The 14,962-nt window shown below is 63.8% G+C and carries 12 protein-coding genes; 6 read left to right on the top strand and 6 right to left on the bottom strand.

What is annotated here, in order from left to right:
* Positions 1 to 280 precede the first annotated feature (280 nt).
* Positions 281 to 2,224 carry an acetate--CoA ligase gene (acs, locus tag B6S01_RS07825; protein WP_037465329.1) on the bottom strand — a complete coding sequence of 648 codons (1,944 nt, stop codon included), beginning with the start codon at positions 2,222 to 2,224 and terminating at the stop codon, positions 281 to 283.
* Positions 2,225 to 2,396: 172 nt separating this feature from the next.
* Here acs and B6S01_RS07820 point away from each other — a divergent pair, with 172 nt between their 5' ends.
* Positions 2,397 to 3,068, top strand: coding sequence for a glutathione S-transferase family protein (locus B6S01_RS07820; protein WP_037465328.1), 672 nt, complete (start codon positions 2,397 to 2,399; stop codon positions 3,066 to 3,068).
* Between the two features lie 36 nt (positions 3,069 to 3,104).
* On the opposite strand, the gene B6S01_RS07815 is transcribed toward B6S01_RS07820, so the two are convergent.
* Complete coding sequence (locus B6S01_RS07815; protein WP_037465327.1) at positions 3,105 to 4,268, bottom strand: GGDEF domain-containing protein; 1,164 nt, start codon at positions 4,266 to 4,268, stop codon at positions 3,105 to 3,107.
* Positions 4,269 to 4,357: 89 nt separating this feature from the next.
* Positions 4,358 to 5,239, bottom strand: a complete 882-nt coding sequence (locus B6S01_RS07810) for a LysR substrate-binding domain-containing protein (RefSeq protein WP_037465326.1) — start codon at positions 5,237 to 5,239, stop codon at positions 4,358 to 4,360.
* 334 nt (positions 5,240 to 5,573) lie between these two features.
* Here B6S01_RS07810 and B6S01_RS07805 point away from each other — a divergent pair, with 334 nt between their 5' ends.
* The 3 genes from B6S01_RS07805 (at position 5,574) to B6S01_RS07795 (ending at position 10,005) form a co-directional block, all read left to right on the top strand.
* A complete protein-coding gene (locus B6S01_RS07805) occupies positions 5,574 to 7,868 on the top strand; it encodes a CDC48 family AAA ATPase (RefSeq protein ID WP_174525930.1) in 2,295 nt (764 codons plus the stop codon).
* Between the two features lie 151 nt (positions 7,869 to 8,019).
* On the top strand, positions 8,020 to 8,646 hold the full coding sequence (locus tag B6S01_RS07800; protein WP_037465323.1) for a class I SAM-dependent methyltransferase: 627 nt from the start codon (positions 8,020 to 8,022) through the stop codon (positions 8,644 to 8,646).
* A gap of 93 nt (positions 8,647 to 8,739) precedes the next feature.
* Positions 8,740 to 10,005 (top strand): glutamate-5-semialdehyde dehydrogenase, encoded by a 1,266-nt coding sequence (locus B6S01_RS07795; RefSeq protein WP_037465320.1) that lies wholly within the window; start codon positions 8,740 to 8,742, stop codon positions 10,003 to 10,005.
* Positions 10,006 to 10,196: 191 nt separating this feature from the next.
* Here B6S01_RS07795 and kdsA read toward each other — a convergent pair whose 3' ends face one another.
* Both kdsA and B6S01_RS07785 read right to left on the bottom strand, forming a co-directional pair.
* A complete protein-coding gene (gene kdsA, locus B6S01_RS07790; protein WP_037465317.1) occupies positions 10,197 to 11,018 on the bottom strand; it encodes a 3-deoxy-8-phosphooctulonate synthase in 822 nt (273 codons plus the stop codon).
* A 5-nt stretch (positions 11,019 to 11,023) separates the two neighbouring features.
* Positions 11,024 to 11,317, bottom strand: a complete 294-nt coding sequence (locus tag B6S01_RS07785) for a hypothetical protein (protein WP_037465315.1) — start codon at positions 11,315 to 11,317, stop codon at positions 11,024 to 11,026.
* Positions 11,318 to 11,338: 21 nt separating this feature from the next.
* Between B6S01_RS07785 and B6S01_RS07780 the strand changes: the two genes are divergently transcribed.
* Both B6S01_RS07780 and B6S01_RS07775 read left to right on the top strand, forming a co-directional pair.
* Complete coding sequence (locus B6S01_RS07780) at positions 11,339 to 12,466, top strand: hypothetical protein (protein ID WP_037465313.1); 1,128 nt, start codon at positions 11,339 to 11,341, stop codon at positions 12,464 to 12,466.
* Complete coding sequence (locus tag B6S01_RS07775) at positions 12,463 to 13,851, top strand: cytochrome P450 (RefSeq protein ID WP_037465311.1); 1,389 nt, start codon at positions 12,463 to 12,465, stop codon at positions 13,849 to 13,851. The genes B6S01_RS07780 and B6S01_RS07775 overlap by 4 nt, the downstream gene beginning before the upstream one ends.
* On the opposite strand, the gene B6S01_RS07770 is transcribed toward B6S01_RS07775, so the two are convergent.
* Positions 13,826 to 14,887: a class I SAM-dependent methyltransferase gene (locus B6S01_RS07770; protein ID WP_037465309.1), complete on the bottom strand. Its 1,062-nt coding sequence runs from the start codon at positions 14,885 to 14,887 to the stop codon at positions 13,826 to 13,828. The genes B6S01_RS07775 and B6S01_RS07770 overlap by 26 nt on opposite strands.
* Positions 14,888 to 14,962 lie beyond the last annotated feature (75 nt).

The raw sequence follows: 14,962 nt of genomic DNA, 5'->3' as shown, positions 1-14,962 counted from the left end.
GACATTCGTCAGTGCCGCTAGGCATCAAGCTCCGTTCGTCCTGAGCCTGTCGAAGGACGCGGACCGTTGCGAGCGTGCTTCGACAAGCTCAGCACGAACGGACGTAAAGGGCAGGCGGTCTTCCACCAATTCTTGCCGTCCAGCCTTCAGATCATCCGCCAGGGAGTCATGGGCGAAACCGTCCACAGGTTGAAGAGGATCAGGATCGCCAGGATTCAGTGCAACTCCCGGTCGACGGACGGTCGCGTTTCACCCGCGCGTTTCCTGATCCTTGGCGCCCTCACCCCTGACGGTTGGCCACCAGATTATCGACCACGGACGGATCGGCGAGCGTGCTGGTGTCGCCCAGAGCCTGCGCGGAAACCTCGCCCTCCGCGATCTTGCGCAGGATGCGGCGCATGATCTTGCCCGACCGGGTCTTGGGCAGGCCGGGCGCGAACTGGATGACGTCGGGCGTGGCGATCGGCCCGATTTCGGTGCGCACCCATGCGACCAGCGTTTTGCGCAGCTCATCGGTCGGCTCTTCATGGGCGTTGAGCGTCACATAGGCGTAGATGCCCTGCCCCTTGATGTCGTGGGGGAAGCCCACCACCGCCGCCTCTGCCACGGCCTCGTGCAGCACCAGCGCGCTTTCGACCTCTGCCGTGCCCATGCGGTGACCGGAGACGTTGATGACGTCATCGACCCGGCCGGTGATCCAGTAATAGCCGTCCGCATCGCGGCGTGCGCCGTCGCCGGTCGTATATTTGCCGGGGAAGGTCGTGAAATAGGTCTGGAAGAAGCGTTCATGATCGCCCCAGACGGTGCGCATCTGGCCGGGCCAGCTTTGCGCGATGACAAGGTTGCCTTCGGCAGCGCCGTCCAGCACCTTGCCCTCGCTGTCGACGATCTGCGGCACGACGCCGGGCATCGGCAGTGTGGCGGAGCCGGGTTTGAGGTCAGTCGCGCCCGGCATCGGCGCGATCATCGCCGCGCCGGTCTCTGTCTGCCACCAGGTATCGATGATCGGGCAGCGATCCTCGCCCACGACATGATGATACCAGCGCCAGGCTTCGGGATTGATCGGTTCGCCCACGGTGCCCAGCAGGCGCAGCGACTTGCGGCTGGTCTTGGTGACGAACTCGTCGCCTTCCTTCATCAGCGCGCGGAGCGCCGTGGGGGCGGTGAAGATCGTCTGCACCTGATGACGGTCCACCACTTCCCAGATGCGGCTGGGGGTCGGATAGTTGGGCACGCCTTCATACATCAGCGTGGTCGCGCCGTTCGCCAGCGGGCCATAGACGATGTAGCTGTGGCCAGTGACCCAGCCGATGTCGGCGGCGCACCAATAGATGTCGCCGGGGCGGTAGTCGAAGCAGAGTTCGTGCGTCAGGCTGGCCCAGAGCAGGTAGCCGCCGGTGGTGTGCAGCACGCCCTTTGGCTTGCCCGTCGAACCGGAGGTGTAGAGGATGAACAGCGGATCTTCCGCATTCATCGGTTCGGGCGCGCAGTCGGCGGAAACCTTGGCGGCTTCCTCATGCAGCCAGAGGTCGCGGCTCTCCTGCATGGTGACGGCGCCGCCGGTCGCCTGAACGACCACTACCTTGTCGACGCTGGGACACTCCTTGAGCGCAGCATCGACATTGGCCTTGAGCGGGACTTGTCTGCCCGCGCGGCAGCCTTCGTCGGCGGTGATGACGAGGGTGGAATCGCAGTCGATGATGCGGCCGGCGAGCGCTTCGGGTGAGAAGCCGCCAAAGACGACCGAATGGATCGCACCGATGCGGGCGCAGGCGAGCAGGGCGAAGGCGGCCTCCGGGATCATCGGCAGATAGACGGTGATGCGGTCGCCCTTCCTCGCGCCAGCGTTTTTCAGCACATTGGCGAAGCGGCAGACTTGCTCATGGACCTGGGCATAGGTGTAGCGGCGCGGCTCCGCGTCGGGCGAATCCGGTTCCCAGATGATAGCGGTCTGATCGCCGCGCTCGGCAAGGTGCCGGTCGATGCAGTTGGCGCTGACGTTGAGCATGCCGTCGGCGAACCATTTGACGCCGAAATCAGCCTCATTGAAGCTGCTCTCATTGGTCTTGGTCGGGAAGACGTGCCAGTCGAGCCGCTTGGCCCTTTCCAGCCAATAGGCGTCCGATTCCTGAATCGATCGCTGATAATCCGCCTTTCGTCCGTCCCGGTCGAGCAGCGCCGAAGCGGCCCATTCCGAAGGCACCGGGAAGAAATCGTCAGACATCAGGCATCCTTTCCATTGCGGTCGCCAGACCCTCTAGAGCCTGTATCCGGTCACCGGAAGCCCGGATCGCGCACGTGCCGCTAAAGGTTCCACCATTATCGCCCCGGAATTAAGCAGCAGCGAGTGATTTTGCCGCTTTTCGCAAAGGCTGGCTACGCCTAACAGGAATCCCATGTGGCAGCTTTTCCAATTTCCGCTTTGTCCCTTTTCTCGCAAGATTCGCCTGCTGCTCGGCGAAAAGGGGGTCGGCTATGATCTGGTGCGCGAGTCCCCGTGGGATGCACGTGACGAGTTCCTGGACCTCAACCCCGCCGGGACCACGCCGGTCATGGTGGATGTGGAAAAAGGCGTCACGCTGATCGACAGCCAGGCGATCTGCGAATATTTCGAGGAAACGGTGGAAAAATTCCCGCTGATCTCGGGGACGGCGGCTGGCCGGGCGGAGGTGCGGCGGCTGACCGCCTTTTTCGACCAGAATTTCTATGGCGACGTTGTCGGGCCGCTGCTGCACGAGCGGATGAAGAAGCGCCTGATCGAGCGTGCGCCGCCCGATGCCCGGGTGCTGCGCGAGGCGATGAAGCGCGCCAATGTCCACATGGATTATATGGACTATCTGCTCGACCACCGCAGCTGGATGGCCGGGGGGACGATGAGCCTGGCGGACATTGCCGCAGCGGCGCACCTGTCGGTCGCGGATTATCTGGGCGGCATCGACTGGGCCGGGCATGAGACGGTGAAGCGCTGGTATGCAGGCTTCAAGTCGCGCCCGTCCTTCCGCCCGCTGCTGTCGGAACGGATGGAGGTGATCACCCCGCCGCCCCATTATGAAAAGCCGGATTTCTGAAAGCCGCTCCCCTCCGCTTGGCGGGAGGGGAGGCGATCAGTCGACTTCCGCTGCCAGATAGACCCGGTTACGGCCATGTTCCTTGGCGAGATACAGCGCCCGGTCGGCCGCCTTCAGCGCGGCGCGCGGATCGTCATAGGCGAGGACGTTGGAGACGCCCGCTGAAAAACTTACCCGCTCCATCCGTTCGCCATTGGTGCGGTTGACGAGGCTGCGGGTCGCAAGATCCTGACGCACCCTGTCCACCGCCTCGCAGGCTTCGGCCGCGGTCTTGCCCCGGAACAGCATGACGAATTCCTCGCCACCGTGCCGCGCCACATGGCACTGGTCATTGCTGGCCTTGGCCAGCAGCCCGGCGACGAATTTCAGCACCCGGTCGCCCGTGTCATGGCCATGGGTATCGTTGATCACCTTGAAATGATCGATGTCGCAGAAGGCGACGGCCAACTGCTGGCCTTCCTTCTGCGCCAGCGCGACCTCTTCGCGAAGGGTGCCTTCAAAGGCACGGCGATTGGGAAGGCCGGTCAGGTGATCATGTTCGGCCGCGCGGCGTGCGTTCGCGAGGCTGGAACGCAGGGCGTGGGTTTGCTTTTCATTCTGCCGCAGCTGGCCTTCGACCTGGCGGGTCTTTTCCACCATCGACCGGGTCAGCGCGACCAGACGGGCAAGGACGGGCTCATTATCGGCTCTGGCCGCAAGGCCCTTCACCTCTTCCTGCAGGGCGGCGCCATAATCCTTGGCCGAATTGCGCGATTCAGTCATCAGGCCGGTGAATTCGGACAGATTTTCCTCGACCTTCGCCAGCATCGTGGACAGCGCCTCGGGCGTCACCTCATCGGCGCGCTGTTCGGCGACGATTTCCTCGACCAGGCCGTTGCTGATCGTGCCGCGCTCGGCCAGCACGGCCCTGATGGCCTTTTCCACGCCAATCTGCGCGCCGGTCAGATAATCGTGCGCAACGCCGAAATTCAGCGGCGTCAGGTCAAGATCATGCGCGAAGAGGAAATTGCCGATCTCGTCATAAAGTTTACGGCGGCGGTTGATTTCGCGATGCGCGCTGCTGCCCGCGCGGGCGCGTTGGGGTTCGGTCTCATCAACCTCCTCCTCGGCTTCGCCCTTGCCGGAAAGGCCCCGTGCCCATCGCGTCAGGCGATCGGCAAGGCCATGTTGCGGATTTGCGGAAGATGATGCCCCAGTCATAACCCCCTATAACGGATGGCGCCCATCAAGGTTAAGGGCGTCGAAGGCAGAAAATCACAAGCCTCTGAAGAGCCGATGATTTTCCAGTTTCAAATGTCCGCGCCGATCAGCCAATCGCGGAAAATCCGCACGGCGCGGGTTTGCAGGGCGCGCGGGCGGCAGACGAAATAATAGCGATAGGGGCTTTCCACCCGCGTCTCGGGAAACAGCCGCACCAGGCGGGAATCGCCGGCTTCCTTGTAATGGCTGGCATGCATGACCGCCACGCCCAGGCCCTGCGCCGCGGCCTCCAGCATCAGCTGTCCCGAATCATAATTGTCGATGGCCAGCGGCTGAAGGTCGGGCAGCTTGACCGCTTCCTTCCACGCGTCGAACGACAGCGTCATGTCGCGGTGAAGCAAAATGGTGTGTTGCGCCAGATCGGCAGGCGACGCCAGCGCGTTGGGCGGTTCCAGCAGCGCCTTGCGGCCGATCAGATAGACTTCGTCATGGTCCAGTTCATGGGCGTAGAGCGCCGGATCGATATCCTTGGCCAGGACGATCGCCGCGTCCAGCCCTTCGCCCAGCCGCGCAACGGCATAGGGCGTGGTTTCGATGTCGATATGCAGCTGTGGATGCTTTTGCCGCAGCGCGCCCAGATGGGGGAAAAGGCGCTGCGTAGCGAACAGCGGCATGACCGCCAGACGCAGGCGCAGCTGGTTGCCGCCGCTCTGGATGTTTTCGAGCGCCTGGCTGAGGGAATCGAGGGCCGGGGCGATGTCGTCCAGCAGCTTTTGCCCATCGGCGTTCATTTCCAGCGCCTGATGCTTGCGGTCGAAAAGCGGGCGGCCGATGAAACGCTCCAGCGCCTGAACGCGGCGGCTGAGCGCAGGCGTCGATAGCGCAAGTTCTTCCGCCGCGGCCTTTACGGAGCCGAGGCGGGCAACCTGAACAAAGGCCTCAAGGGCCGTGAGGGGCGGTAATCTGCGCATAATATGTCAAAAGCCAGCATCCACTCTGCTGCGACGCGTCATCCGGAGGGGGACGGTGACACATGATCCAGCATGTATCATCTCTTTCCACCCAGCAGGAAATTGCGTCAACCGGCAAGATGCAAAATTTGCAACTCCTAAAATTCTTTCGCACTTGCGAAATTACATGCTGCGGCGCACATAGGAAAGGCCTTTCAGGCATCCTCTCCTAAAACTTTCCGGGCTGACCTTCGGGTCGGCCCTTTTTTTGTTCGGGCCTTCGTAGGGGTGGGGCTCTTTCCTTGGCCTCTGACGTTTCCTATCTCGTTACGCAGTGACAAGAAAGGGGATGGCAATGGCCGAACAGGACAGCCCGGAACGCAGGATTCAGGTCGCCAACGCGAGGCCAGAGGACGCGGGACGTGGGCTTGCGCGCATTCCGCTGGCGGTGATGGCGGAACTCCAGCTGGCCGAAGGCGACGTGATCGAGATCGTCGGCAAACGGTCAACGTCCGCGCGCGTGGTGCGCCCCTACAAGGAAGATGAAGGGCTGGATGTGCTGCGCCTCGACGGCCTGCAGCGCGCCAATGCCGGTGTCGGATCGGGCGACTTCGTCCATGTGAGCAAGGTCGAACCGCGGCCCGCCCAGCGCGTTGTATTCGCACCTGCACAAAATAATCTGCGGCTCCAGGGCAATCCCGATGCGCTCAAACGCGTCTTTTTCCAGCGGCCCCTGGCGGCGGGCGACATCGTCGCGACCGCCGGGCAGCAGCAAGTGCCGCCGGGCGACATGCCGCCCCAGTTGCGCCAGATGCTGGCGGCGCCCGCCTATGCGCTTCAGGAAATCCGGCTGGTCGTTGTGTCCACCTTGCCCAAGGGCGTGGTTCAGATCGACGCGGACACCGAAATCGAGCTGCGCGCCGAATATGAGGAGCCGCGCGAGCTTCGGCGGGCCGACGTCACCTATGACGATGTCGGCGGCATGGCCGAGGCGATCGACCAGTTGCGCGAGATGGTGGAATTGCCGTTGCGCTATCCTGAACTGTTCGAGCGGCTGGGCGTCGATCCGCCCAAGGGCGTGCTGCTCCATGGCCCGCCGGGAACCGGCAAGACGCGGCTGGCGCGCGCGGTCGCCAATGAGTCGGAGGCGGAATTTTTCCTGATCAACGGGCCCGAAATCATGGGTTCGGCCTATGGCGAGTCCGAAAAGCAACTGCGCGAGATATTCGAGGCGGCGGCGAAATCCTCGCCCTCGATCCTGTTCATCGACGAGATCGATTCCATCGCGCCCAAGCGCGGCAATGTGACCGGCGAGACGGAAAAACGGCTGGTCGCGCAATTGCTGACCCTGATGGACGGGCTGGAGCCGCGCACCAATCTGGTCGTCATCGCCGCCACGAACCGGCCTGAAGCCATAGACGAGGCGCTGCGGCGGCCGGGCCGTTTCGACCGTGAGATCATCGTCGGCGTGCCGGACGAGCGCGGGCGGCGGGAGATCATGGGCATCCATACGCGCGGCATGCCGCTGGACGAGCGCGTCGACCTGGGTGAACTGGCGCGGATGACCTATGGTTTTGTCGGCGCCGACCTGGCTGCGCTGACCCGCGAGGCGGCGATCGAAACGGTGCGCCGCTTCATGCCGCGCCTGAACCTTGAGGAAGGGACGATCCCGCCCGATGTGCTGGAGGAATTGTCCGTCACGCGCGACGATTTCATGGCCGCGATCAAGCGGGTGCAGCCGTCCGCAATGCGCGAGGTCATGGTGCAGGCGCCCAACATCGGCTGGGCCGACATTGGCGGTCTGGACGATGCGCAGATGCGCCTGAAGGAAGGCGTCGAGCTGCCGCTGAAGGATCCGGACGCCTTTCGCCGGCTGGGCATTCGCCCGGCCAAGGGTGTCCTGCTCTATGGCCCGCCCGGCACCGGCAAGACGCTGCTGGCCAAGGCGGTCGCGCGCGAGGCGCAGGCCAATTTCATCGCGACCAAGTCGAGCGACCTGCTGTCCAAATGGTATGGCGAGAGCGAGCAGCAGATCGCCCGCCTGTTCGCCCGCGCGCGGCAGGTTGCGCCAACGGTCCTCTTCATCGACGAACTGGACAGTCTGGTCCCCGTGCGTGGCGGTGGACTGGGTGAACCGGCCGTGACGGAGCGGGTGGTGAACACCATCCTTGCGGAAATGGATGGCCTGGAAGAGTTGCAGTCGGTGGTCGTCATCGGCGCGACCAACCGGCCGACCCTGATCGACCCGGCGCTGTTGCGGCCGGGGCGCTTCGATGAGCTGATCTACGTCCCCGTGCCGGACAAGGCGGGGCGCAGGCGCATATTGGCGATCCATACCGGCAAGATGCCGCTGGCCGATGATGTCGATCTGGACGATCTGGCCGAGCGGACGGAACGGTTCACCGGCGCTGACCTGGAAGATCTGGTGCGTCGCGCCGGTCTGGTCGCGCTGCGCCAATCGCTATCGGTCGAGAAGGTCGAGCATGCGCATTTCGAAGCCGCGATGGAGGAAACCCGTGCGTCCGTTACGCCGGAAATGGAGCGGGAATATGAGCAGATCAAGACCCAGCTGAAGCAGAGCGCGATGCGTGTCGAACCTATCGGTTTCGTGTCTCCGGACATGCTGCGATCACGGGAACGGCCATCTTAACAAGGGCTAGTGGATTGCGGATTGAACCGGTCTGCATATCCGCGCGTTCGTTACCCCAGGCCGGGCGGGTGCCCGGCCTGCGTGCAAAGCGGCTTGCAAGACCTGCCGATATTTGCAACGCCCTGACGAGATGGCAAACAGGCGAGTATTGATGGCCTCCATTCCCCTGAAGAAAAAAGCAGATCCCGCATCGTTCCTGGGTCAGTGGAGCATGTTCTTCCGCCAGTTCGTGAAGCATCCCGGCATGATCGGTTCGGTCATTCCCTCTTCGCCAGCGCTGGTGAACAGCATGCTGGATCGCGTCGATTGGCAGCGAACGCGGCTGTTTGTTGAATATGGCCCGGGCGTGGGCACATTCACCCGGCCGATCCTGGAACGGATGCATCCCGATGCGACGCTGCTGGCCATAGACCTCAACCTGGATTTCGTCGCCTGGCTGGAGGCGCAGATCGACGACCCCCGGCTGCGCGTCGTCAATGGGTCGGCAGCCGATGTGCGCCGCTTCATCGCCGAATCCGGGCATCTGCAGGCCGATTACATCCTGTCGGGCATTCCCTTCTCCACCCTGCCGGACGGGGTGGGGGAATTTATCTGCGCAGAGACGCAGCGCGCGATCCGGCCGGGGGGTGAGTTTCTGGTCTATCAATATTCGGCCTATGTTCGGCGGCTGCTCACAGGGCAGTTCAGCGAGGTTGTCGAGCGGGTTGAATGGCGCAACATCCCGCCCTGCCGCATGTTCAGGGCGATGAAGTCGGAAAGCCTCGCCCAGGCGGCGTGATCGGCGTGGCGGCAGGCCCGTGATCCTGTCGCCCGCACGGGTTCGCATGGCCCGGCTTTCATGCTAAGGGCGCGGGCGAAAGGCCTGACTATCATGAACGACCTCACCCAGACTCCCGAAATGCTGATTGCGACCATGGGCGCGCGCGCCCGCGCCGCCGCCGCGACGCTGGTCAGCGCGAGCGACGCGCAGAAGATCGATGCACTGCGCCGTGCCGCTCAAGCGCTGCGCGATCAGGCGCCGCAGATCATCGCCGCCAATGCGCGTGACATGGACAATGCGGTCGCCAACGGGCTGTCGCCAGCGCTGCTGGACCGGTTGCGTCTGGACGAGGACAGGGTTCTGGCGACGGCTGCTGGCGTCGATCAGGTGGCCAGCCTCGTCAATCCGCTGGGCAGCGTGATCGACACGCAGGTACGTCCCAATGGCATGGAATTGAGCCGGGTCCGCGTGCCTCTGGGCGTGATCGGCATCATTTATGAAAGCCGCCCCAATGTGACCGCCGATGCCGCTGCGCTCTGCCTGCGCGCGGGCAACGCGGTGATCCTGCGCGGCGGAAGCGAAGCGAAGGAAAGCAACCGGGCGATCCACGCCGCCATGGCGGAGGGCATCGCCGCCGCTGGCCTGCCCGCAGACGCGGTGCAGCTGGTCCCTACGACCGACCGTGCGGCGGTGGGCGCGCTGCTGAAAGCCGCCGAGTTCATCGACCTGATCGTGCCGCGCGGGGGCAAGAGCCTGGTCGCTCGCGTGCAGGAAGAGGCGCGCGTGCCGGTGCTCGCGCATCTCGACGGCATCAACCACAGCTATGTCGATGGCGCGGCCGACCCCGACATGGCGGTCAAGCTGGTGGTCAACGCCAAGATGCGCCGCACCGGCATTTGCGGCGCGACCGAGACGGTGCTGATCGACAAGGCTTATCCTCAGGCGCCCGCCATCGTGAAGGCGTTGCTCGACGCCAAATGCGAAGTGCGCGGCGACGAAGCCGTGCAGGCGATGGACAGCCGCGTGACGGCCGCTGCGGACGAGGATTGGGATACCGAATATCTCGACGCTATCGTGTCGGTTCGTATCGTCGACGGGATGGACGAGGCGCTGGACCATATCGCGGCCCATGCCAGCCATCATACCGATGCGATCATTACGGAAGATGCGGGCAAGGCCGAGCGCTTCCTGAACGCGGTGGATAGCGCAATCGTGATGTGGAACGCATCGACCCAGTTTGCCGATGGCGGCGAATTCGGGCTGGGCGCGGAAATCGGCATTTCGACAGGCCGTCTGCATGCGCGCGGACCGGTGGCTCTTGAGGGGCTGACGACCTATAAATGGCTGGTGCGCGGGACGGGGCAGACGCGGCCCTAAGGTCGGGGACATCTGGTTCACGCGGAGGCGCGGGGGCGCGGAGGGGATTTGCGGTCTGTTAGCGGTTTGTCCTCGGGTAAGCTCACTCTGGTTGTCGGGAACATATACTCCGTTCGCCCTGAGCTTGTCGAAGGGCGCGGCTGAGCGACCGGAAGCCTTCGGCAAGGCTTTCAGCCCGAATGGGCCGGAAGTCAGCGCTTCACCGCCGCATCAATCGCCTTCAGCTTGTTCAGCATCGGCCCGACCCATTCGATGGGAAGCATGACCGGGCCGTCCGACGGGGCAAGGTCGGGATCGTCATGCGCTTCGGCGAAGATGGCAGCGACCCCGGCGGCCACGGCGCTACGGGCGAGGACGGGGGCAAATTCGCGCTGGCCGCCCGACGCCGATCCCAGCCCGCCTGGCTGCTGCACCGAATGGGTGGCGTCGAACACGACCGGATAACCGGTTTGCGCCATCACCGGCAGCGAACGCATGTCGCTGACCAGCGTGTTGTAGCCGAAACTCGCGCCGCGTTCGGTGAGCAAAATGCGCTCGTTCCCGGTGGAGGCGACCTTCTGCGCAACCGCCGCCATGTCCCAGGGTGCGAGGAACTGGCCCTTCTTCACATTGATGACCGCGCCCGTTCGCCCGGCTGCGAGCAGCAGGTCGGTCTGGCGGCAGAGAAAGGCCGGGATCTGGAGGATATCGACCGCCTCTGCCGCGGCCTCGACCTGCCCGGCCTCATGCACGTCGGTCAGTACCGGACAGCCGAACTGCGCCTTCACCTCAGCCAGGATCGCCAGCCCCGCATCAATGCCGACGCCCCGCTGCCCCGAAACGGACGTCCGGTTCGCCTTGTCGAACGAGGATTTGAAGATGAAAGGCACGCCAGCCTCTGCGGCGGCGTCAGACAGATTTTCCGCCATCCTCATCACATGATCGCGGCTTTCGATCTGGCAGGGGCCGGAAATCAGGACGAAGGGCAGATCGTTGCCGATCGTGACCGGGCCGATGGAAACATGTTTGCTCATCGCGCTCACTTCGGCGCTTTTGCAAAACGGCGCAAGAGTTGCCCGCGCCACAGCCCCTTGCCGGGGTGATAGTTCCAGCAGAACCAGCCAAAGGCCAGGCAGGCGAGCAGCGAGGGCAACGCCATCGGATCGCCATTGTCCCGCATGTGCCGGTAAAAGGCGAAGTCCGCCCGCCACCGATCCCGCTCGCTGCCGCCGCCATTGATGCCATAGGCATTGTCATGGCGCCGACAGCCGATGTTTCGGTTGTATTTGCGGTGGTCTATGAAATAGCAGTAATCGCGTTCGGGTGTCGTCATGGCCCGATGTGGACAGGGGCCATGGAAAAGTTCAAGCGTAAAGTCTTCTACCTTGGCGGTTTCGATCCGCGCGGGGTGCGTTTCTACCACCAGCTGTACCGGGAGCAGGCGGAGAAATATGCGCGCCTTTCGGGTGAGCAGGTCGAGGTGAGCGCGCGCCGTTCCGGCCCTGCCTCGTCCGCGTGCTGGACCGTCGCCAACCACAGCGCCGGGGTCGAAACGGATTATGAATTCCTCCGCTGGGAGGATCTGGTCGGCAAGGTGTGGATTCGCAATCCGCTGGCGCTCGCATGGCGCTCCATCGCCACCTACACCGCTCACGCGCGGCACATGCAGTTCCTGCGGATGCGCAAGCTGCGGCCGGGGCCGGTCATCACCATCCTTTACCCGCCGCTGCTGGCCGTGCTGATCCCGCTGGCGTTGGCGCTGTTTCCGGCGCTGCTGCTGTCGCTGCTGCTGCCCGTCTGGATTGCCGCGCTCGTTGGCATCGGGGTCAGCGCGTTGTTTTCCGGCCGTCTGCTCAACAAGCTGATCGTGCCCTGGCTGCTGCGCTTCATGTATTATAATCATAGCGTCGCGGCGCGCGGGCCGGGCGCGGAAATGGATGCCCGGCTCGACCAGTTCGCCGCCCGCATCGCCGAAGAGATGGACGGCCCCTATGACGAAGTCGTCTTTGCGTCCCACAGCAACGGCACCATCTATGCGATGAGCGTGCTGCGCCGCCTGTTCGCGTTGCGTGGGGGAGCTCCCCTGCCCGACAGGTTCATCGTGCTGACGCTGGGGCAGGTCGTGCCCGTCATCGCGTTGCGCAAGGACGCCCGCTGGTATCATGAGGATTTGAAGGCGCTGGACGACAAGGCGTTTCGCTTGATCGACTTTTCCGCTCCCGCCGATGGCGCGGCCTATCATGGCGTGCATCCGGTACGGCTGGTTTCAGACCATTGCGTGGCGCGGGTCGATCTGCTTTCGCCACGCTTCCACGTCTTTTACGACCCGGAAAATTATAATAGCGGCTGGTCGAACAAATATGAGGCGCATTTCGATTATCTGCGGGTGGGTGACCGCCTGTCGCCTGTGGACTATGTCAGCCTGACCGCTGGCCGCCGCACGATCGATGAAGCCTTGGCGCAGTTCAGGGCCATAGCGTGACCGAACCCTTCACTCCGCCCTATCCCCAGCCGCCCCGCACCAAGCGCGGCCTGATGAAACGCTTTCTGCGCGGCTGGCACAGCTGGATCCATGTGCTGTTTGAAAAAAGCTACACGATGAAGCTGGGCGAAATCCGCATGCCCGGCCAGATCATGTATATCGCCAACGAACTGCCGCTGGTGGACAGGATTTTGCGCGGCGGCACGGCGTACCCCAAGCACCGCGAACTGGTCCGCAACCTCTCGCCCCTGATCGGCAACAGCGTCTTTTCCGCCAATGGCGAGGATTGGGAAAGCCAGCGCGCGATGGTGAACCCCGCATTTGCGCATACGGCGCTCAGTCGTTCCATGCCGCTGATGGTCGCGGCGGCGGACGACCTGCTCGCCCGCATCGACGCTGCGGATCGCCGCAAACCGGTCGATATCGACCCGATGATGACCCATGTCGCGGCCGACATCATATTCCGCACGCTCTTCTCCGAAGCGCTGGACGAGCGCCGCTCCAACATCATCCACAATGCATTCGGCAAGTTCCAGCGCTTCGCCCACAGCGCCTCCATGCTGCGCCTCTATGGCGCGCCGGCGCGCTGGTTCGAAGCGCGGTCGCTGAAACCCGCAAAGGCGATCCATGATGTGTTCCGTCCCATCGTGGAGGCCCGCTACGAAGGATATCACGCGCGCGGCGAAGCGCCCCATCGCGACATCCTCCAGTCGCTCATCGAGGCGAAGCATCCCGACAGCGGCGAACCCTTCACCCTGCAACAGGTGATGGATCAGGTTTCGACCATATTCCTCGCGGGCCATGAAACGTCCGCCAGCACGATGACCTGGGCGCTCTACATGCTGGCGGAATGCCCCCACATCCAGACCGCCGCCCGCGCCGAAGTTGCCGGGATTGCGGGTGACGCCCCGCTTGCGGCGTCGATGCTCAAGGACATGGGAGCGATCCGCAACATCTTCCGCGAGACGTTGCGCCTCTATCCGCCCGTCGCCTTCTTCCCGCGCGAAGTCACCTGCCCGATGCCGATGCGCGACAAGAATCTCGAAGAAGGCGCGATGCTGGTGGTTGCGCCCTGGCTGACGCAGCGGAACAAGGATAATTGGGCGTGCCCGCACAGCTTCGACCCGGACCGCTTCGATGACCCCGCCAATGCGGAGATGGTGAAGCAGGCCTGGTTTCCCTTCGGTCGGGGCCCGCGCGTCTGCGTGGGCGCGGGCTTTGCCCAGCAGGAGGTGATGACGGTGATCGCAAGCGTGGTGCGCCGCTACCGGCTGTCCGTGCCTGACGGGTTCAAGCCGGAACCGATCAGCCGCCTGACGATCCGGCCGAGGACGGGCATGAAGCTGATGTTCGAGGAATCTAGCGCGCCTCCAGCACCATGTTGAAAGGCCCTTCCGCCGCGCGTCTCACGCGATCGAACCCGCCGTCGAGCACCACGGCGGTCAGCTTCTCTTCGCCAGCCTGCGCGCCTAGCCCTTCGCCTACTTCCTGATCCAGCGAAGTGGGCACGCAGATCATCGTCGATGCGTTGTAATAGAGCCGTCCGACGGGATTGAAATTTTCCTCCGGCCTGTTTCCGGCGATCGGTTCGACGATCATCCAGGACCCGCCGGGCGCCAGGATCTCCCGCATATGCCTGGCGCATCCGCGCGGATCGCCCATGTCGTGCAAGCAGTCATACATGGTGACCAGGTCGAAATTCCGGCCCGGAACTTCCTTTGCGGTCGCCACTTCGAACTGAAGCCGATCTTCAAGTCCATGCGCCCGGGCATGACGCCTCGCTTCCTCGATCGACGGCTCGTGGAAGTCGTAGCCGGTGAACCGGCTTGCCGGATAAGCCTCGGCCATCAGCAGGGTCGAAAAACCGACGCCGCACCCTATGTCGGCAACCTCCGCGCCCGACCGAAGCTTCGCCTCCACGCCTTCCAGCGCCGGGATCCAGTTCTGGACGATGTTATTGACATAGCCGGGGCGGAAGAAGGCCCCCGTCGCGCAGAACAGGCAACCCGCATGATCCCCCCAGCGCACGCCCGTTCCATGGCGAAAACATTCCTCGACCTTGGCTTCGGCTTCGATCATCGCCGCCACCATTTCAAAGGCCGCGACCAGATAGACCGGGCTATCCGCATTGTGGAACACCATGGCCTGTTCGGGCGAGAGGCTGAACCGGTCGGCGGCGGGGTCGAAATCGATATAGCCGTTCGCCGCCTGCGCCAGCGCCCATTCCCGCACATAGCGTTCATGCAGGCCGCCGGCGCGCTGCGCCAGATCGGCTGCGGTGGCCGGTGCATTCGCCAGCGCATCGAACAGCCCCAGCCTGACGCCCAGTCTTACGGTGGGCACGCTCATCGCGCCCCCAAGGTCGCCCAGCATCTTTCCCACAAACAGGTGCAGTTTTACTTCGTCGATCGGTGCGGACATGGCTGCGCTCCTCTCGTCAGACGCCCGACTCCATGACGGGCCGTTCGCGGCGGGGAAAATAGCATATCGCATGAC

The organism is Sphingobium herbicidovorans (genome assembly GCF_002080435.1).
In the GTDB taxonomy this organism is placed as follows: Bacteria; Pseudomonadota; Alphaproteobacteria; order Sphingomonadales; family Sphingomonadaceae; genus Sphingobium; species Sphingobium herbicidovorans.
The sequence above is the reverse complement of the archived record's forward strand: the minus strand, read 5'-3'. Positions and strand labels throughout refer to the sequence as shown.